Source organism: Pseudomonas fluorescens (assembly GCF_000967965.1).
Lineage (GTDB): Bacteria > Pseudomonadota > Gammaproteobacteria > Pseudomonadales > Pseudomonadaceae > Aquipseudomonas > Aquipseudomonas grandcourensis.
Genome location: NZ_LACC01000036.1, coordinates 1 through 20,261, shown reverse-complemented (window position 1 = coordinate 20,261; position 20,261 = coordinate 1). Strand labels below are relative to the sequence as shown.

Annotated in this window: 16 protein-coding genes and 1 pseudogene; 13 read left to right on the top strand and 4 right to left on the bottom strand. The window is 60.9% G+C overall.

Going from position 1 to position 20,261, the window contains the following annotated elements; all coding sequences use genetic code 11:
* Positions 1 to 104 precede the first annotated feature (104 nt).
* From VC35_RS24630 to VC35_RS24600, 7 genes are all read left to right on the top strand, one after another.
* Positions 105 to 587, top strand: a complete 483-nt coding sequence (locus tag VC35_RS24630) for a sigma-70 family RNA polymerase sigma factor (RefSeq protein ID WP_046043151.1) — start codon at positions 105 to 107, stop codon at positions 585 to 587.
* 133 nt (positions 588 to 720) lie between these two features.
* Positions 721 to 2,058, top strand: coding sequence for a lysine N(6)-hydroxylase/L-ornithine N(5)-oxygenase family protein (locus VC35_RS24625; RefSeq protein ID WP_046043149.1), 1,338 nt, complete (start codon positions 721 to 723; stop codon positions 2,056 to 2,058).
* 569 nt (positions 2,059 to 2,627) lie between these two features.
* Entirely contained in the window at positions 2,628 to 5,342 is a 2,715-nt protein-coding gene (gene mgtA / locus VC35_RS24620; RefSeq protein ID WP_046043148.1) for a magnesium-translocating P-type ATPase, read from the top strand.
* A gap of 180 nt (positions 5,343 to 5,522) precedes the next feature.
* A complete protein-coding gene (locus tag VC35_RS24615) occupies positions 5,523 to 6,239 on the top strand; it encodes an MgtC/SapB family protein (RefSeq protein ID WP_046043146.1) in 717 nt (238 codons plus the stop codon).
* A gap of 105 nt (positions 6,240 to 6,344) precedes the next feature.
* Positions 6,345 to 6,746, top strand: coding sequence for an ANTAR domain-containing protein (locus tag VC35_RS24610; RefSeq protein WP_046043144.1), 402 nt, complete (start codon positions 6,345 to 6,347; stop codon positions 6,744 to 6,746).
* 108 nt (positions 6,747 to 6,854) lie between these two features.
* Positions 6,855 to 7,481, top strand: a complete 627-nt coding sequence (locus tag VC35_RS24605; protein WP_046043143.1) for a response regulator transcription factor — start codon at positions 6,855 to 6,857, stop codon at positions 7,479 to 7,481.
* Positions 7,482 to 10,709 (top strand): transporter substrate-binding domain-containing protein, encoded by a 3,228-nt coding sequence (locus VC35_RS24600; protein WP_046043141.1) that lies wholly within the window; start codon positions 7,482 to 7,484, stop codon positions 10,707 to 10,709.
* Between the two features lie 3 nt (positions 10,710 to 10,712).
* Here VC35_RS24600 and dkgB read toward each other — a convergent pair.
* A pseudogene (gene dkgB, locus VC35_RS30115) lies at positions 10,713 to 10,802 on the bottom strand (2,5-didehydrogluconate reductase DkgB); the annotation flags it as partial.
* 216 nt (positions 10,803 to 11,018) lie between these two features.
* Entirely contained in the window at positions 11,019 to 11,927 is a 909-nt protein-coding gene (locus VC35_RS24595) for a LysR family transcriptional regulator (protein ID WP_046043140.1), read from the bottom strand.
* A 104-nt stretch (positions 11,928 to 12,031) separates the two neighbouring features.
* On the opposite strand from VC35_RS24595, the gene VC35_RS24590 reads away from it, so the two are divergent.
* From VC35_RS24590 to VC35_RS24570, 5 genes are all read left to right on the top strand, one after another.
* The gene (locus VC35_RS24590) at positions 12,032 to 12,898 is read left to right on the top strand and encodes a pirin family protein (RefSeq protein WP_046043139.1); all 867 of its coding nucleotides are present in this window, start codon (positions 12,032 to 12,034) and stop codon (positions 12,896 to 12,898) included.
* Between the two features lie 93 nt (positions 12,899 to 12,991).
* The gene (locus VC35_RS24585) at positions 12,992 to 13,675 is read left to right on the top strand and encodes an isochorismatase family protein (protein WP_046043137.1); all 684 of its coding nucleotides are present in this window, start codon (positions 12,992 to 12,994) and stop codon (positions 13,673 to 13,675) included.
* 56 nt (positions 13,676 to 13,731) lie between these two features.
* On the top strand, positions 13,732 to 14,358 hold the full coding sequence (gene ycaC / locus VC35_RS24580; protein WP_046043135.1) for an isochorismate family cysteine hydrolase YcaC: 627 nt from the start codon (positions 13,732 to 13,734) through the stop codon (positions 14,356 to 14,358).
* A 222-nt stretch (positions 14,359 to 14,580) separates the two neighbouring features.
* Entirely contained in the window at positions 14,581 to 16,023 is a 1,443-nt protein-coding gene (locus VC35_RS24575; RefSeq protein ID WP_046043134.1) for a cyclic nucleotide-binding domain-containing protein, read from the top strand.
* A 91-nt stretch (positions 16,024 to 16,114) separates the two neighbouring features.
* The gene (locus tag VC35_RS24570) at positions 16,115 to 16,555 is read left to right on the top strand and encodes a carboxymuconolactone decarboxylase family protein (RefSeq protein WP_046043133.1); all 441 of its coding nucleotides are present in this window, start codon (positions 16,115 to 16,117) and stop codon (positions 16,553 to 16,555) included.
* Between the two features lie 12 nt (positions 16,556 to 16,567).
* Here VC35_RS24570 and VC35_RS24565 read toward each other — a convergent pair whose 3' ends face one another.
* Both VC35_RS24565 and VC35_RS24560 read right to left on the bottom strand, forming a co-directional pair.
* Entirely contained in the window at positions 16,568 to 18,160 is a 1,593-nt protein-coding gene (locus VC35_RS24565; RefSeq protein WP_046043131.1) for a DHA2 family efflux MFS transporter permease subunit, read from the bottom strand.
* Positions 18,157 to 19,278, bottom strand: coding sequence for an HlyD family secretion protein (locus VC35_RS24560; protein WP_046043129.1), 1,122 nt, complete (start codon positions 19,276 to 19,278; stop codon positions 18,157 to 18,159). Before VC35_RS24560 ends, VC35_RS24565 begins: the two co-directional genes overlap by 4 nt.
* Before the next feature lie 333 nt (positions 19,279 to 19,611).
* Here VC35_RS24560 and VC35_RS24555 point away from each other — a divergent pair.
* Positions 19,612 to 20,261: type VI secretion system Vgr family protein (locus tag VC35_RS24555; protein ID WP_046043230.1), on the top strand; the 650-nt coding region annotated here is incomplete at its 3' end.

The following is a 20,261-nucleotide window of genomic DNA, read 5'->3' as shown; positions in this document are numbered from 1 at the left end:
TATAAATTACGCGACTCGAACTGCCACTATCGTGCCACTGTGTGATTCAGCAGTCGCCGAACCGGCTCAAGGACAGAAACCGCACCCCCGTGCGGACGGGAGTCATGTTGGAAAACTACTATCGCGAACTGGTGTGTTTCCTGAACGCCAGGCTGGGCAACCGTCAGGTGGCCGAAGATGTGGTGCATGACGCTTACCTGCGGGTCCTGGAGCGTTCCAGTGATACGCCGATCGAGCAGCCCCGGGCATTCCTTTATCGCACCGCCCTCAACCTGGTTATCGACGACCATCGACGCAACACCCTGCGTCAGGCCGAACCCCTGGACGTGCTCGACAATGAGGAGCGCTATTTCACCCCTTCGCCGCAAAACGTGCTCGATCATGGCCAGCGCCTGGAAATGCTCCAGTGTGCCCTGGCGGAGTTGCCGAGGTTGTGCCGCGAGAGTTTCCTGCTGCGCAAGATCGAAGGCCTGTCCCATCCGCAGATTGCCGAGCAACTGGGCATTTCCCGGGCAATGGTCGAGAAGCACATTGTCAACGCCATGAAGCATTGCCGTGTGCGGATGCGACAGTGGGACGCCCAGTGATCCTGCGCGGTTAAATTTTTTTTCACGGTCCTCGTTCCTACTCAACAGACGACTTGTTGTGCGGCCCTTGGTGGGTCAGGTCACTTAGGTTCAATGCCCCGCCTTTGAGGGGAACATCCAGAGGACACTGGAAATGACACAGGCAATTGCTTCGCCCCTCGTTCACGACCTGATCGGCGTCGGTTTCGGCCCGTCGAACCTGGCACTGGCCATCGCGCTGCAAGAGCGCGGGGCGAGCCAGGGCAATCTGGATGTGCTGTTCCTCGACAAGCAGGCCGACTACCGCTGGCACGGCAACACACTGGTGACCCAGAGTGAGTTGCAGATTTCCTTCCTCAAGGACCTGGTGACCTTGCGCAATCCGACCAGCCCTTACTCGTTCGTCAATTACCTCAAGGTCCACGGGCGCCTGGTGGATTTCATCAACCTGGGCACCTTCTATCCGTGCCGCATGGAGTACAACGACTACCTGCGCTGGGTCGCCGGGCAGTTCACCGCGCAAAGCCGCTACGGCGAAGAAGTGCTGACCATCGAGCCGGTGCTGCACAACCATCAGGTCGAGGCGCTGCGGGTGATTTCCCGCGACGCGACAGGGCATCAACAGGTGCGCACCACCCGTTCGGTGGTGGTCAGCGCCGGTGGCACGCCACGCATTCCCGAAGTGTTCAAGGCGCTCAAGGATGACGGCCGGGTGTTCCATCACTCCCAGTACCTGGCGCAGATGGCCAGGCAGCCGTGCGTGGACAACCGGCCGATGAGCATTGCGATCATCGGTGGCGGGCAGAGCGCGGCGGAGGCCTTCATCGATTTGAACGACAGCTTCCCGTCGGTGCAGGTGGACATGATCCTGCGCGGCTCGGCACTCAAGCCGGCCGACGACAGCCCCTTCGTCAACGAAGTGTTTTCGCCGGAGTTCACCGACCTGGTGTTCCAGCAGCCCGACAGCGAGCGCGAGCGACTGGTGAACGAGTACCACAACACCAACTACTCGGTGGTGGACATCGATCTGATCGAGCGCATCTACGGCATCTTCTACCGGCAGAAAGTCTCGGGCATCGCCCGTCATGCGTTCCACACCCTGACCACCATCGTAAAAGTCACCGCCAACGAACGGGGCATCGAACTGGTGTTGCGCAACAACGCCACCGGCGAAGTCTCGGTGCGTCACTACGACGCCGTGGTGCTGGCTACCGGTTACGAGCGGCAGATGCACCGCAAGCTGCTGGCGCCGCTGGAAGAGTACCTGGGTGATTTCGAGGTCGATCGCAACTACAAACTGATCACCGATGAACGCTGCAAGGCCGGCCTCTACATGCAGGGCTTTTGCCAGGCCAGCCATGGGCTGAGCGACACCTTGCTGTCGATCCTGCCGATTCGTGCCGATGAGATTGCAGGCTCCTTGTATGAGCATGGCAAGCATCGCGGGCAGGGGCGGTCGGTGGTGGATTTGTTGTTGGCGACGGCTAGCTGAGTTCATCGGCGCTTGTCAGACCGCCATCGCGAGCAGGCTCGCTCCTACATTTGTCCTGCGAACACAGGTCCATTGTAGGAGCGAGCCTGCTCGCGATGGGGCCTGAAAGAACACCGCAAATATTGATTCCTGAACCCTTCCTGAAGAACCCCGCGATTCCCCCTGCAAGGTTTTGTAACGGGTTTACTCTCCAGACATCGGGGCGTAAGCTTCGCGCGTTTTCATCCATTACGGAGACCCACAGTGGGTACTTGTTCGAGTGACAGTTGTCGGCCGGTCTCGGTAACCGGCATTTTCTCGGCAAGATAACGCGCAGTCTCCTGTGCCGTTGTCTCGCCGACAAGCGAGCAGCGGCATCCCGATCATGGCCAGTCCTGGCCGTGTCCCGACGTCCCTCTCATCGACGCTGAACAGTGCGTGGTTTCGACTTTTTTGTCGTGCCGCCGCTCTATCGACACGCCTGTCATTCGTGACCGGCGTGCCAGGCCTTGCTTTGCCGGTTGTTCCGGCGGAAGAGGCGTGGACCTGCCTGCTCGACGGTTTCCCGGCTGACAAAAGGGGCACCAGCCATGAAACTTACCCTCAAGGAACTCTTCGCAGGCTTCCTGCGTAACCGCCACATCGCCCGGCACTTTCGTCGCCTGGCGTTGCTGGAAACCTTCACTGACACCACGGTCAGCCGTGAAGTCCCGCCCACCCTGGCGCAAACCCTGGTGGCTGCTGCCGGCAGCGATACGGGTCAATTGCTCGACGCCCTGGGCAGTCACACCGACGGCTTGAGCGAGTTCGAAGCCGATGCCCTGCGCGAACAATTCGGCCTCAATGAAGTCGAGCACGAACAGCCGCTGCCGTGGTGGACGCACCTGTGGCACTGCTACAAGAATCCGTTCAACCTGCTGCTGACCTTGCTGGCGGTCATCTCCTGGCTGACCGAAGACATGAAAGCCGCCGTTGTGATTTTCTCCATGGTGGTGCTCTCGACCTTTCTGCGTTTCTGGCAGGAAACCAAATCCAACCAGGCTGCCGATGCCCTCAAGGCCATGGTCAGCAACACCGCCACGGTGATGCGCCGCGACCTCGAAGACCGCGGCGCGCAGCGTATCGAATTGCCGATCAGGCAACTGGTGCCGGGCGACCTGATCGTGCTGTCTGCCGGTGACATGATTCCCGCCGATTGCCGGGTGCTCAGCGCCAAGGACCTGTTCGTCAGCCAGGCGGCCATGACCGGCGAATCGATGCCGGTGGAAAAGTTTCCCCGCCAACAGGACCGCGACACGCAGAACCCCCTGGACCTGGACAACATTCTGTTCATGGGCACCAACGTGGTGTCCGGCACGGCCATGGCGGTGATTCTCACCACCGGCAACAGCACCTATTTCGGTGCCCTGGCCCAGCGCGTCGGCGCCACTGACCGGGCGCCGACTTCGTTCCAGACCGGGGTCAACAAAGTCAGCTGGCTGCTGATCCGCTTCATGTTCGTGATGGCGCCGCTGGTGTTGTTCATCAACGGTTTCACCAAGGGCGACTGGACCGAAGCGTTGCTGTTCGCGCTGTCGATTGCCGTGGGCCTGACCCCGGAAATGCTGCCGATGATCGTCACTTCGACCCTGGCCAAGGGCGCGGTGTTCCTGTCGCGCAAGAAAGTCATCGTCAAACGCCTCGACGCCATCCAGAACTTCGGCGCCATGGACGTGCTGTGCACCGACAAGACCGGCACCCTGACTCAGGACAAGATCTTCCTGGCGCGCAACGTCGACGTCTGGGGCAACGACTCCGATGACGTGCTGGAAATGGCCTACCTCAACAGCTACTACCAGACCGGCCTGAAAAACCTTTTGGATGTGGCGGTGCTCGAACACGTCGAGATCCACCGTGAGCTGAAAGTCGGCACGGCGTTTCGCAAGGTCGACGAGATCCCGTTCGACTTCACCCGCCGGCGCATGTCGGTGGTGGTCGCCGAGCGCGATCAACCGCACCTGCTGATCTGCAAGGGCGCGGTGGAAGAAGTGCTGGCGGTGTGCTCGCGGGTGCGCCATGGCGAAGTCGATGAAGCCCTGACCGAAGAACTGCTGGCGCGCATCCGCCAGGTCACGGCCACGTTCAACGCCGAAGGCCTGCGGGTGGTTGCGGTGGCGGCACGGCCAATGGTCGAAGGCCGCGACACCTACAGCCTGGCCGATGAACAGGCACTGACGCTGATCGGTTACGTAGCCTTTCTCGATCCGCCGAAAGAAAGCACCGCGCCCGCCCTCAAGGCTCTGGCCGCCCATGGCGTGGCGGTGAAAGTGCTGACCGGCGACAACGAACTGGTGACGGCGAAAATCTGCCGCGAAGTCGGCCTGGAACAGCAAGGCCTGCTGATGGGCAACGACATCGAACGCATGAGCGATGCCGAGCTGGCGAAGGCGGTGGAGACCACCAACGTCTTCGCCAAACTGACTCCCTCGCACAAGGAGCGCATCGTCCGTCTGCTCAAGGGCAACGGCCATGTGGTCGGTTTCATGGGCGACGGTATCAACGACGCCCCGGCCCTGCGCACCGCCGACATCGGTATTTCGGTGGACAGCGCCGTGGACATCGCCAAGGAAGCGGCCGATATCATCCTGCTGGAAAAGAGCCTGATGGTGCTGGAGGAGGGCGTACTGGAAGGGCGCCGGACCTTCGCCAACATGCTCAAGTACATCAAGATGACCGCCAGTTCGAACTTCGGCAACGTGTTCTCGGTGCTGGTGGCCAGTGCGTTCATCCCGTTCCTGCCGATGCTGCCGATGCACCTGCTGGTACAGAACCTGCTCTATGACATTTCGCAGATTGCCATCCCGTTCGATAACGTCGATGACGAAATGCTCAAGCAACCGCAGCGCTGGCAGCCGGCGGATGTCGGGCGCTTCATGCTGTTTTTCGGGCCGATCAGCTCGATCTTCGACATCACCACGTTCGCCTTGATGTGGTACGTGTTCGATGCCAACACCCCGGATCACCAGACCCTGTTCCAGTCCGGCTGGTTCGTGGTCGGGCTGCTGACCCAGACCCTGATCGTGCACATGATCCGCACGCCGAAGATCCCGTTCCTGCAAAGCCGCGCGGCCATGCCGTTGCTGGTGATGACGGGACTGATCATGGCCGTGGGGATTTTCCTGCCGATGGGACCGCTGGCCCATTACTTCAAATTGCAGGCGTTGCCGTCGCTGTACTTCGTGTTCCTGCCGGTGATCCTGCTGGCGTACATGGCGCTGACCCAGGCAGTGAAGGGGTTCTACATTCGCCGGTTTGGCTGGCAATAAAGCCGCCAGCATGATCTTTGTGGCGAGGGAGCTTGCTCCCGGTCGACTGCGTAGCAGTCGCAAAACCGGCGAGCGAGGTTTGCTGGAGGGACCGCATTGTCAGGTTTTGGGGCCGCTTCGCTGCCCAGCGGGAGCAAGCTCCCTCGCCACAAGGGTTGTGTGTTTTTCCAGGAGTTTCATATGCAAGCCATCAACAACCTCAACCTGACCTCCCTGCTCGACACCCTGGTCAGCCTCAGCGCGGCCTTCATCCTCGGTGGCCTGATCGGTTTCGAGCGCCAGTACCGGCAGCGCACCGCCGGCCTGCGCACCAATGTGCTGGTGGCGGTGGGCGCGGCGATTTTCGTCGACATGGCCAACCGGCTCGCCGGTGCCGAAGGCGCCGTGCGGGTCGTAGCCTACGTGGTTTCCGGCATCGGCTTTCTCGGTGCCGGGGTGATCATGCGCGAAGAGGGCAATGTGCGTGGCCTCAATACCGCCGCCACGCTGTGGACCTCGGCGGCAGTCGGTGCCTGCGCCGGTGCCGACCTGCTGGCCGAGGCCTTGCTTGGCACCTTGTTTGTGCTCGCGGCAAACACGCTGCTGCGGCCGATCGTCAACAACATCAACCGTCAGCCGCTGGATGTGATTTCGGCGGAAGTCACCAACATCGTCTACGTCATTGCCCGGCGCACGCAGCAGAAAACCGTGCTGGCCTTGCTCGAAGCCGAGCTGGAACGCAGCAACTACCCGGCCAGCGATGTCGATGTACATGCCTTCGGCGCGGATGAAATCGAAATCGAAGCCACCCTGGCCACCACCTCGGTCGATGGTGATGAACTGGATGCGCTGGTGGCACGGATTTCGACCTCGACCCTGGTGGTGCAGGCGTTCTGGAGTCCGAGTACCACGGAGTAAAGTCAGATTAACCGGCATTTATTTAGGAATATTCCTACATAAACCTAGGAAGGTCTTCCGTAGGCTTTGCGACCTCTTGAAACCGACATCCTTTTGGAGGTCACCATGCCGAACAAATCCTTGCGCATCCTGATCGCCGATGCGCAGCACTTCAACCGCCTGCGGATCGAGCGGCTGTTCAATCAGCTCGGCTACTTTCGCGTGGCACCGGTGCAGAGCCTCGAAGAGCTCCTTCCACTGGTGGAGTACGGTTGCGAGCCTCTGGACCTGGTGCTCATCAATGGAGCGATGGCCAACGAAGGGCTGGACCTGTTGAATTTCTTTGCCGACAACCCGCAGGTTCATCACGCCTTTATCTTCAATGAACAGCAGACGCCGTTGCCGTCAGTCGTGGGTAACGTCCAGGTCAGCCAGGCCGCCCTGCCTGACCTGGCGTCCATTACGCAGCTGATGAGCGCCGTCGATCGGCGCCTGCCGTTCGTCGGAACTGTCATTTCTGTCAGGTAGTACTTTCCAGCCTTCCATGCAAAAGTCTATGCGCAGCGTTGTGCCCAACCGCTGCGGTGCCTGGAGGGCATTTTTTGCCCGATCGTGTTGTTTTGCACGGGAGTTGTCATGAAGTCAGCACTGATTGTGGAAGATCATCCGGTGGTTCGCTCCATGATCAAACTCGTACTCAAGGGCGAGGGGTTCACGCAGATTTACGAGGCCTCTCGTGGCGATGAGGTCCTGGCGTTGATCCGGGAGCATCAACCGGATGTCGTGCTGCTTGACCTGGGTCTTCCCGGTGTGGCGGGGCTTGAGGTGATGGACCGGATCAAGGCCGAAAACACGCGATGTCGCGTGGTGGTGTTCACTTCACTGGAGGCCCAGTTCTATCAGGACCGCTGCATGCGTGCCGGAGCTGTTGCCTACGTTTCCAAGAGCAAGGACCTGGATGACCTGAAGGCGGCGGTGAATTCCGTGATGGCCGGCTACACCTATTTCGCCCAGATTCCCTCGAGCTCCGTGTCGATGGGGGAGTTGCAACGCAGTGAAAAGCAATTGATCGACAGGCTCTCCAATCGTGAGTTGACCATTCTGCAGTACCTGGCCCGGGGTTCGAAAAACCTGGAAATCGCCGAGATCATGCACCTGAGCTACAAGACCGTCAGCACCTACAAGACCCGACTTACCCTCAAGCTCAACGTGAGTTCGTCGGTGCACTTGAGGGATTTCGCCCTGCGCAATCATCTGATCTGAATGAACGCACTCCGACGACTGGCAGGTGGGGTGCTGATCGCCCTTCTTCTCTGGGCATCGACGGCCTGTGCGCAACAGTCGTTGACCCTGTTGGGGCGCTCGAGCGTCGAAGGCCTGAGCGTCAGGTTCTCGCAAACCGAGTCGCGCTGGCTACAGCAAAAGGGCCGATTGGTGCTGGCAGTCTCGGCGCCGGACTATCCCCCCTTCGAGTTCAACACGGCGGGCAAGGTATTCGAAGGCGTGACAGCCGATTACGCCGGCTTGCTCGAACAATTGTTGAACGTCGTCATCGAGGTCCGACGTTATCCGTCGCGGGCCGACGCGGTGCTGGCCATCAAGGAAGGGCAGGCGGACCTGCTGGGAACGGCCAATCGGTTTGAAGCCGAAGATCCGCAGCTACAGATGTCCAGCGCCTACGCGGTCGATCAACCGGTGCTGGTGACCCGCACCGATTTCCCGCCGGTGCTCGACCCGACACTGGCCGGCAAGCGGCTGGTGATGCTGTATCACTACCTGCCCGAATACAGCGTGCAACAGTTCTATTCCAGGGCGCAGGTCCAGCTGTTTCCCTCGACACTGGCGGCGGTGGGCGCCGTGGCTTTCGGCCAGGCCGATGTCTACCTGGGCGATGCGATCAATGCCCATTACCTGATCAGCAGGAATAACCTGGACAACGTGCATCTGACGGACTTCTCACCCATGGAGTCCGGGCGTTTTGCCTTTGCGATGGCCCGCGACAACAACTCGCTGTTGCGCATCGTCAACAAGGCACTGGCGGCCATCACCACCAATGAACAAATGAATATCCTGCGTCGTTGGGGGGCAAACGGGGCATCTATCCCGGGCACCCAGTCATTGCAATTGAGCGTGGCCGAACAGCGCTGGCTCGAACGCCATCCGCGGGTAAGGGTCGCGATCAACGAAAATATCCCGCCGATTTCATTTGTCGACAGCGAAGGCAAGTTTCGCGGTATCGGCATCGATGTACTGGCGAAAATCAGTTTGCGCACCGGACTGCAATTTGACATCCAGGGCATGAAGTCGGTGGCCGAGATGATGACCGCTATCAAGAGCGGGCAGATTGATGTACTGGCCGGTATTGGCCTCAGTTCCCAGCGTGAGGATGAATTGCTGTTCACCCGGTCGTTCCTGAGCAGCCCTTCGGTGCTGGTGACCCGCGTGGACACGGATGGCCCCAGGACGCTGGATGACATGGCGGGAAGGACGCTGGCGCTGACCCGGGGCAACATTGTCGGCGAGTACCTTCGCCAGCATTTCCCGCTGATCCAGCTGGTGGATGCGCCCCTGTCGACGGATGCCATGGAAATGGTCGACCAGGGCAAGACCCAGGGCGGCATCAACTCCTTGATCAGCGCCCGTTACCTGATTTCCCGGCAGTATCGCGATCGCCTGCAAGTGACCAGCACCGTGGGCACCGACCCTGCACGAAGCACCCTGGCGACCGGTCGCGAGGCCACCGAGCTGCATTCGATCCTGGACAAGGCGCTGTTGAGCATCCCTCCCGAAGAAATTGACGAGCTGACCCAGCCCTGGCGCTACGACTCGATGGTCGAGCAGAGTTACTGGTTGCGACACCGGCAGGCGATCGTGCAGGCGTTTGCGGTGGCAGGCGTCTTGCTGTTGCTCGCGTTGGTCGGGATCGTCTGGCAGCGGCGGCAGATTCGCCAGCGTCAGCAATTGCTCGGGCAATTGCAGGAAGCCAAGGACGCGGCGGACGAGGCCAACCGAGCCAAGACCACGTTCCTGGCCACCATGAGCCATGAAATCCGCACGCCGATGAACGCGTTGATCGGCATGCTCGAACTGGCACTGAAACGGGCCGATGAAGGGGAGACCGACCGCGCCGCCATCGAGGTGGCGTCCGATGCCGGGCAGCAGTTACTGGATTTGATCGGCGATATTCTGGACGTCGCGCGGATCGAATCCGGGCATTTGTCGCTGGCGCCGGAACGGGTCAATCTGCACGCGCTGGTGACGTCGGTCTGCCGGGTTTTCGAAGGGCTGGCGGTGCAGAAAAATCTGCAGTGGCAGGTCGAGCTCGACGAACACAGTGACTGTGACGTGATGCTCGACCCCACGCGCTTCAAACAGGTGCTGTCCAATCTGCTGAGCAATGCGATCAAGTTCACCCGGGAAGGCCAGGTGAGCCTGACGTTGCGGGTGCGACCTCAAGCCCCGGCGCACCTCGCCATCAGCGTACGCATCGAAGACAGCGGCATCGGTATCAGCGCTTTCGACCAGCAACGCCTGTTCAGCCCGTTCGTGCAGGCGGGCAATAGCCAGCAGAGTGCCCGGCAAGGTTCCGGCCTGGGCCTGGTGATCAGTCGTACCCTGTGCGAAATGATGGGCGGGCAGTTGCATCTCGACAGTGAGCTTGGGCGCGGCACGCGGGTGGACGTCAGCCTGGTGCTGCCTGCCCTGCAAGCGTTACCCGCGGGGGGCAAGCCCCTGGATCCGGCGCAGCTCACGACCCGGGCGTTGTCGATTCTGGTGGTCGATGATTATCCGGCCAATCGCCTGTTGCTCTCTCGACAGCTGAGCTACCTGGGCCATCGTGTGGTGCTGGCTGAAGACGGGGCGCAGGGGCTTGAACAGTGGCGCGGGCAAGGGTTCGATCTGGTCATCACCGACTGCAACATGCCGCAGCTCAATGGTTATGAATTGGCGGGTGCGATACGTGAGCAAGAGCGGGTGCAGGGGCTGTCGTCGACGCTGATTCTGGGCTTTACCGCCAATGCGCAGGCCGAGGAGAAGGCTCGATGTCAGGCGGCGGGCATGGACGATTGCCTGTTCAAGCCCATTCGCCTGGTGGATTTGCAGGCGTGGCTGGCCCAGCGGTTTTCCAGCGCACCCTCAACGGCAATCGACGATCCTGGCATCGCCGAGTTCGATTTGAGCGGGTTGGAGCGTTATGCGGATGCGGACCGTGAGCTGATCGATCAACTGTTGCACGATCTGGCGCTGAGCAACCGCGAGGATCGCGTGCATTTGCTCGCCTTGCACGCTGGCGGCAATCGCCCGGGCTTACAGGAACTGGCACACCGGATCAAAGGCGGGGCGCTGATGGTGCGAGCGCTCGCCCTGGTCGAGTGTTGCGAACAACTGGAGCAGGCGTGCAATGACGGCCGCGCAGCAATGATCAACGAAGCCGTCGACCGGTTGCAGCAAGCCATGGCCCGCCTGGACCAGCGTCTGGAGCAGGACTGAGACTCAATCCCAGTTCGGTGCGATGCCTTTCGGGCTGGTCAAGCGGTGGCCGCGATCCAGCGTTGCGATCAAGGCCATGGTTGCATTGGGAATGGGCGGCAGTATCCGCGCCTGCATCCGTGAGAAAAACCGCTGGATCGGCAAAGCAATGTTTACCGCAAGTCAAGAATCGGGGTAGGAAGATGTGTTGATGGTGTCTGGTCTGACGCCATCGCGAGCAGGCTCGCTCCCACATTTGGAATGCGTTCCCCCTGTAGGAGCGAGCCTGCTCGCGATAGCCATCACTCGGTCCAAAGCCTTACCCCGCCCTCAGGCAATATCACTACGACTGAATTCCTCCCCGAGAAAATCGATCAACGTGCGCACCGAAGGCAGCAGGCCCCGGCGCGAGGGGAAGATCGCGTGGATGACACCGCTCTTCGGTGCCCATCCCGGTACCAGTTCCACCAGTTGCCCGGCAGCGATTTCATCGCGCACCACCACACTGGGCAGGTGCACGATGCCGATCCCGGCGAGCGCCGCATGGCGCAAGGCCAACAGGTCGTCGGTGACCATGCGCGGGGCATGCCGGATCATCGCGGTGCTGCCATCGGCACCGAACAGCTCCCACTGATATTCGCGCTGTGCCGCGCCCCAGTGCAGGCTCGGCAAGCCGCTGAGGTCGGCCGGGGAGGCCGGTGTCGACAGGCGAGATAAAAAGATCGGGCTGCCAACCACGCTCTGGGTGCTGTTGCCCAGCACCTTCATCACCATGTCGGTGTTCTCCAGCGGCGGAAAACGTACCCGCAGGGCAATGTCGAAGCCTTCGTGAATCAGGTCGACCCGGCGGTTAGTGCTCTCGATGAACAATTCCACCAACGGGTACTTGAGCATGTAGCGGGTCAGCATCGGCCCGACCCAGGAATTGAGCAGCGCCGTCGGGCAACTGACACGCACCAGGCCCTGGGGCTCAGAGCGGTTGCGCTCGATCAGTTCGGCGGCGCTTTCCGCCTCCACCCGCATGGCCAGGCAGCGCTGGTAATAGGCCTGGCCGATTTCCGTCAATGAACAGTGCCGGCTGGTGCGGTGCAGCAGGCGCACACCGAGGCGTTCTTCGAGTTCGGCAATGCGTCGGCTGAGCTTGGACTTGGGCATGTCCAGTGCCCGGCCGGCCGCGGCGAAACCGTGATGCTCCACCACCTGGGTGAAGTAGTAGAGGGTGTTGAGGTCTTCCACCATCGTTCTCCAAATAGAACGCTAAAGCTGATTTTTGCAGTCTAGCGCAGCAATGGTCACGGTTTTAAGCTTTGTCCATGGCTTCACTCACCTCATCAGGAGACACCATGAAAAACATCATCGGTATCTACACCAGTCCACGGACCCATTGGGTTGGCGACGGTTTTCCGGTTCGCACGCTGTTTTCCTACGACAACCTGGGCAAGCACATCAGCCCGTTCCTGTTGCTGGATCACGCCGGCCCCGCTGAATTCACCCCGACCGGCGAGCGACGGGGCGTTGGTCAGCATCCTCATCGTGGCTTCGAAACCGTGACTATCGTTTACAAGGGCGAGCTGGAGCACCGGGACTCCACCGGCAGCGGCGGCAAGATCGGCCCCGGCGATGTGCAATGGATGACCGCGGCCTCGGGGATCCTGCATGAAGAGTTTCACTCCGAAGGTTTCGCCAAGAGCGGTGGCACCCTGGAGATGGTGCAACTGTGGGTCAACCTGCCGGCCAGGGACAAAATGGCCGACCCCGGCTACCAGACGATTCTCGACCGTGACATCCCGAGCATCGCCTTGAAGGACAACGCCGGCAGCCTGCGCCTGATCGCCGGTGAGTTCGACGGCCACAAGGGCGCGGCACGCACCTTCACCCCGGTCGACGTGTGGGACATTCGTTTGAATGCCGGCAAGTTGCTCACCCTGGATCTGCATGAAGGGCGCAACACCGCACTGGTGGTGCTGCGCGGCACGGTTCAGGTCAACGGCCTGGAATCGGTGCGCCAGGGGCAACTGGCCCTGTTCGACCGCAAGGGCGATCAATTGACCCTCGAAGCCAGCGAAGACGCGGTGGTGCTGTTGCTCAGCGGCGAGCCGATCGACGAGCCGATCGTCGGTCATGGGCCGTTCGTGATGAACACCGAGCAAGAAATCCACCAGGCCTTCGCCGACTTCCAGTCCGGCCAGTTCGGCCGGATGCACGCTTAATTCGCAGCGCTTCAACACCCGACTCTACACAGGATGAGTAGGCCGGTTTTCAGGCCAGGGATGGCTGTTGCCCAAAAGAAAGAGGAAACGCACATGAACACTGTCTACGCGGCCAACTTCAACGGCCAGAAACCGACCATCGACCCCAATGACAGCGCGATGCTGTTGATCGATCACCAGAGCGGACTGTTCCAGATCGTCAAGGACATGGACGTGCCCCAACTGCGCGCCAACGCCATTGCCCTGGCCAAGGCCGCGACCCTGCTGAAGATGCCGGTGATCACCACCGCTTCCGTTCCCCAGGGGCCGAACGGGCCGTTGATTCCGGAAATCCACGAGGCCGCACCCCATGCGCAGTACGTGGCGCGCAAAGGTGAAATCAACGCCTGGGATAACGCGGAGTTTCACGCGGCGGTCAAGGCCACCGGCAAGAAAACCCTGGTGATCGCCGGCACCCTGACCAGCGTGTGCCTGGCGTTCCCGTCCATCGCCGCCGTGAATGAAGGCTACAAGGTGTTTGCCGTGGTCGACGCCTCCGGCAACCACTCGAAACTGGCCACTGATCTGACCGTTGCCCGTCTGGCCCAGGCCGGGGTGGTACCGATCGACATCATGGCTACGCTTTCTGAGCTGCAAGGCTCGTGGAACCGTCCGGATGCCGAGCAGTGGGCCGCTGTCTACGCCCAGGCCATGCCGCATTATCAATTGCTGATCGAGAGTTACCTCAAGGCCCAGCAAGTGGCGAACGAACACGAGGCGCTGGACTCCCAGCGCTGACCGGTGACCCCACGCCGATTTTCATTCGGCATCGATAACATGCGAGGACTACTGCAATGACTACTTCCTACAAACGTCTGGACAAGGACAACGCCGCGGTTCTGATGGTTGATCATCAGGCGGGCCTGCTGTCACTGGTACGCGACATCGACCCGGATCGCTTCAAGAACAACGTGCTGGCCCTGGCCGACCTGGCCAAGTACTTCAAGCTGCCGACCATCCTCACCACCAGTTTCGAAACCGGTCCCAACGGACCGCTGGTGCCCGAACTCAAGGCACTTTTTCCGGACGCGCCGTACATCGCTCGCCCGGGGCAGATCAACGCCTGGGACAACGAAGATTTCGTCAAGGCGATCAAGGCCACCGGCAAGAAACAACTGATCATCGCCGGTGTGGTAACCGAAGTGTGCGTGGCGTTCCCGGCGCTTTCGGCACTGGCCGAAGGTTTTGACGTGTTCGTGGTCACCGACGCGTCCGGCACCTTCAACGAACTGACCCGCGAATCGGCGTGGAACCGTATGACCGCTCAGGGCGCGCAACTGATGACCTGGTTCGGCCTGGCCTGTGAACTGCACCGCGACTGGCGCAACGATATCGAAGGGTTGGGCACGCTGTTCTCCAACCATATTCCGGATTACCGCAACCTGATGACCAGCTACAGCTCGCTGGCCAATAGCAAGTAACTTCGGCATCACGCATCCCCCCCCTGTGGGAGCGAGCTTGCTCGCGATAGCGACCTGACAGTCAGAACATCAGTGACTGTTTTGCCGCCATCGCGAGCAAGCTCGCTCCCACAGGTTTTTTGGGTGTCCTGCCAGACGTGTTCCTCCTGCCAAATCAATTGCTCCTACACTATGGCCAATCCATGCGATCTTCGCGTTATTGACCCTGGCTGGAGTTGCTTGATGCTGTCATTGCTCACCGAACACCCGTTGATTTGCGCGATGGCGCTGATCCTGATCGATCTTGGGTTGTGGTACTTGCTCAGTGCCGTTGGCAGCGCCTGGCGGCTGTTGGTACGGGTGGTGATTTTTTCGTTGTTCAGTCTCCTGCTGTTCAACGAAGGCCTGAACCCGATGGAGCCGCCGCCCTGGGCCGACAACGTGCCGCTGCACCTGGCGGCCACCGGCTTGCAGATCGGCTGGTGGTTGTTCGGTGCGCGGACCCTGACCGTGCTGATCGGCGCGGTGATGATGCAACGGGTCGGTCATACCGGGCGATTGCTTCAGGACTTGCTCGGTGCGGTGATTTTCCTGATCGCGGTCATTGCCGCCCTGGCCTATGTACTGGATCTGCCGGTCAAGGGCGTGCTGGCGACGTCCGGTGCGTTGGCGATCATCGTAGGCCTGGCCTTGCAAAGTACCCTCAGCGACGTGTTCTCCGGAATCGTCCTGAACACCACCAAACCCTATCAACTGGATGACTACATCTCCATCGATGGCATGGAGGGCCGGGTCACCGACATCGACTGGCGTGCCACGCGCCTGCAGACTTCCCAGGGTTGCATGGCGGTCATACCCAACTCCCTGGCAGCCAAGGCCAAGATCATCAATTTCAGTCGGCCGAGCGATATGTTCGGCATCTCCGTTTCGTTGGAAGTGAGCCCCCACGCGCGGCCGAACACGGTGATCGAAGCCCTGGAGCGGGCCATGCAGGGTTGCCGTGCGCTTCTGGATACCCCGTCGCCAAGCGTCGGCCTGAAAAACGCCAGCAACACCGGAGCGGTCTACGAAATCAGCGGCTTTGTCGCGTCGATGGATGAGAAACGTTCAGCGCGCAATCAGCTATACGACCTGGCCTACCGGCACTTGCAGGCGTCGGGGGTCAATTTGTTGTCGAGCGCGGAGCCCAATCCACCGGTCAACTTGACACGGCCGCGGGCATTGCTCGACAGCTCGCCGATTTTTTCCACTTTGCGTCAGGAAGAGAAAGACACGTTCAGCCAGAACATGACCTTGCAAACCTTCCGCGCCGGGGAGGCGATCCTGGAAGCGGGGGAGATCAGCGATCACTTGTACATCATTGAGTCCGGCGTGGTCTCGGTGACGCTGATGCGCCACGGAGCGCCGATCGAATCCGGCCGCATGGGGCCAGGGGAGGTGATCGGCGAGGCGGGTATTCTGACCGACAGCGCGCTGCCTGCGCAGTTTACCGCCAAGACCTTCTGTGGCCTGTACCGCATCGAAAAGTCATACCTCAAGCCATGCCTGGATGCCCGTCACGACATCAGCGATGCAATGAAAACCTTGCTCGATTACCGGCTGCACAAAGCGAAAGTCCTGACTCAGGAGCTACCGGTGACGGAGGCGAAAAAGGGCTTTTTGCAGTGGTTGCGCAATCGGGTTTGAATGGCCTCCTCGACTTCTGAAGGATTGGCTATTTGTGCAGACCGGTCGTGGGACTAACGTAGTGACACACCCACTTGCCCTGGAGCACGCCATGAAAACCCGTATCGATTTCTACACCGCTTCCCCTGATGCCCTCAAGGCGATGATCGCCCTGGAAACAGCGGTGTCGAAGCTGCCGCTGGAAAAAAACCTGATCGAACTGGTCAAGCTGCGCACCTCGCAAATCAACGGCTGCGCCTTCTGTCTGGACATGCACAGCGCCGATGCACGCAAGGGTGGTGAGTCCGAGCGTCGCCTGGCGACACTGTCGGCCTGGCGCGAAACGCCGTTCTTCACCGAGCGTGAACGCGCCGCACTGGCCTGGACCGAATCCCTGACCCTGATCAGCCAGACCCATGCCCCGGACGAAGACTATGAACTGGCTACCGCCCAGTTCGATGCCAAGGAAATGGTCGACCTGACCGTCGCCATCACCACCATCAACGCCTGGAACCGCCTGGCGATCGGCTTTCGCAAAATGCCTCAGGCCTGACCTGCACAAGCATCAATGAGCATCGGCACTCGGTGCGGCCGGTGGTTGCACCTTGCGCATCAGGGGCACCATCGCCGTGGCGATAATGAAGCAGACCATGATCATCAAGAACGCGTCGCCATAGGTTTGCGTCTGGGCTTCGCGGTAAGTCAACAACCATAACTGATGCAGGCTGGCGGTGACTCCGGCGTCACCGCTCTGGCCGAGGGCGGCGAAGTTGTTGCCGACCTGGGACAGCCATTGGTTGAGGGCCTCGTTGGTGCTGTTGAGATTCTCCGCCAGCCGGGTGAAATGCAGGTTGGTGCGGTCGTTGAGGATGGTCGCGCAGGCGGCAATGCCGATAGCGCCGCCCAGGTTGCGCATCAGATTGAACAACCCCGACGCATGCTTGAGCCGTGCCGGCGCCAGACCGCCTAGGGTCAAGGTCACCGTTGGCGGCACTGCCAATTGCTGGGCAATCCCGCGCAGGGCTTGCGGCAGCATCAACTCCTTGGCCCCCCAGTCATGGGTGATCGGGCTGAAATCCCACATCGACAAGGCGAACAGTCCAAGGCCGGTCATCATGATCCAGCGCAGATCGACGCGATTGGCCAGAAAGGCATACAGCGGAATCGCCATGATCTGGAACACCCCGGTGGAGAAAACCGCCAGACCAATGTCCAGCGCTCCGTAGCCACGCACCCGGCCGAGGAACAGCGGCGTCAGGTAAATGGTGGCGAACAGGCCGATGCCGGTGACGAACGAGAAGAAACAGCCGAGGGCAAAGTTGCGGTCCTTCAAGGCGCGCAGATCGACAATCGGATTGGCCACGTGCAGGGTCCGGCCGATGAAAGCCAGCCCGGCCAGGCCACTGATCCACGCGGTGGTCAGGATCGTGCGGTCGCTGAACCAGTTCCAGCGCGGGCCTTCTTCGAGGGTGTATTCCAGGCAGCCGAGGAACAGCGCCAGAAACACCATGCTCAAGTAATCCGCGCCTTTGAGCAGCGACAGTTCCGGCTGGTCGATTTTCACCAGCATCGGCACGGCCACGGCGACAAAGATGCCGGGGACCAGGTTGATGTAGAACAGCCAGTGCCAGGACGATATGTCAGTGATCCAGCCACCGATCACCGGTCCCAGGGTCGGTGCCAGGGACGCCACGGCACCGATGGTGGCGGCGGCGATCACCCGTTGCTTGCCGGTGAAGAACACGAAGGCCGTGGTGAACACCAGCGGAATCATCGAGCCGCCCAGAAACCCTTGCAGGGCGCGGAAGGCGATCATGCTCTGGATGTTCCAGGCCACGCCGCACAGCAGGCTGGTCAGGGTGAAACCCACCGCCGATGCGCAAAACAGCCAGCGCGTCGAGAGCACCCGGGACAGCCAGCCCGACAGGGGGATCACGATGATTTCGGCGATCAGGTAACTGGTTTGCACCCACGCGGTTTCGTCGGTGCCGGCGGAGAGCCCGCCGCCGATGTCACGCAACGAAGCCGAGACAATCTGGATATCCAGCAGCGCAATGAACATGCCGATGCACATGCTGGCAAAGGCGAAGACCTTGGTCGCCGTGGCCATGTTCGCGGCATTGAACGGTTGCGCCGGGGCGGCGAGGGCGCGGCTCATGGCGCGCTGGCCACGGCTGGCGCTTCAGGCTCCTTGCGCGTGTCCACTTCAGCGGTGACCGACAACCCCGGACGCAAGTGACCGAGCACACTGTCGGCCGGGTCGAGGTGAATCCGCACCGGCACCCGCTGCACGATCTTGGTGAAGTTGCCGGTGGCGTTTTCCGGCGGCAACACACTGAATTGCGAACCGCTGGCGGGGGCGAGGCTGTCCAGGTGACCGTGGAATTCCTGCCCCGACAGCACGTCGGCACGGATCACCACCCGTTGCCCCGGCACCATGTGTGCCAGTTGGTCTTCCTTGAAATTGGCATCGACCCACAGGCCGCTGGTCGGCACCACCGAGAGCAATTGCGAGCCGGCCTGGGCATAGGCGCCGACCCGGCCCCGGCGATTGCCGATCACACCGTCGACCGGTGCCTTCAGTTCGGTGTAGCCGACATTCAATTGCGCCAGGTCGCGCTCAGCCTTGGCCTGGATCAGGGCGGCCCGGGCTTGTTGTTTCTGGGTGTCGATCACATTCAACTGGCGTTGCGCGGCCAGCAATTCAGCCTGGGCGCGGTTGCTTTGGGCCTGGGCCGTCTTGAACGTGGTGTTGGCGCGCTGGGCGCTTTCCACCGAGACAGCGTTGGTGATCACCAGTTTCTTGTAGCGGGCATCGTCATCCCGCGAACGGGCGGTTTCGGCACCCGCGGCGTCGATGCCGGCACGGGCCTGGCCGATGACGGCCTGTTGCAGTTGTTCGGTGGCGTCGAGGTTGGCCAGCAAGGCCTCCTGGGCGGCCACTGCGCCTTCGGCCTTGGCCAGGTTGGCGCGGTAGTCGCGCGAATCGAGACGGATCAGCACGTCGCCGGCCTTGACCTGCTGGTTGTCGGCCACCAGCACTTCGTCGATATAACCCGCCACTTTCGGCCCGATCACCGTCACATCGCCGCCGATGTAGGCGTCATCGGTTTCCTCGATAAAACGCCCGGCGCTCCACCAGTGCGCGCCATACACACCAGCCAGCACCAGTGCTGCGATGCCCACGGTTGGCAACAGCAGGCGTTTGAGCAGGGGAGGTTTTGCCGGCTTCACCGGGGAGTCCAGATCGGGTTCTACGGTGGACATGCTGGTCATGGAGGGATACCTGTCAGGGTGTCGGTAATTATGATGGCTGTAATATGACGTATGTAATATTTTGTGGCAAATGGTTTTTGCTGCCGGTCGTCAGGTGGAGTCCTGGTCAGAAAGACTCATTCATGGTCGGTGTCGAGATGCCGAGGATTCTTTTGCTGTTGTAGGTAGATTCTTAGGGCGTCGTGGCCTGCTGCATTATTCGGAAGCACCCTACACGCTTATTAGAAACGTCCTATATCAACCTTTTTTACCTTCCTGAAAGCTGCCGAGCGTTTGAACGAGGGTGGCAACGAAGCCTCCCCGTCCGCTTCAAAAGCCAAGGGAGGCCTGATTTTGTCCAACACACCGCGCACCTTCTTCGACCACAGCCGCCACAAACTACAGATCGATGGCCTCGACACCCACCTCGACGTCCTCACCTTCGAGGGTCATGAGTACCTTAGCCAACCCTACCTCTACCGCATCGAATTCACCGCCAGCGACCTCGACATCGGCGCGGAAAAATTCATCGGCCAGTACGTCGAGTTCAGCCTGTACGACGCACCGTCCGACGTGCCCGTGTTCGACTGGGAAGTGCCCAAGCCGCCCACGCCTCTGCGCACCCTCTACGGCCGCATCACCGCATGCCAGCGCCTGTCCGGCTCAATCGACGAAGCCCGCTACGAAGTCACCCTGCAACCGCGCCTGGCCCTGCTCGATCGCGGCCAGCAAACGCGGATCTATCAGCACCAGTCCGTGCCAGACATCGTCAAAAGCATTCTGCGCGACCGCCACGGTCTGGACACCGGGCACTTTCGCTTCAACCTCAAGCGCGAGTACCCGCCGCGCGAGCAGGTGATGCAGTACCAGGAAAGCGACCTGGCTTTCATCAGCCGGATCCTGGCCGAGGTCGGCATCTGGTACCGCTGCATCCAGCACGAAGAGCTCGCCTTCGACGTCGTCGAGTTCTGCGACGACCAGCGCTGCTACCAGTTCGACGTCGA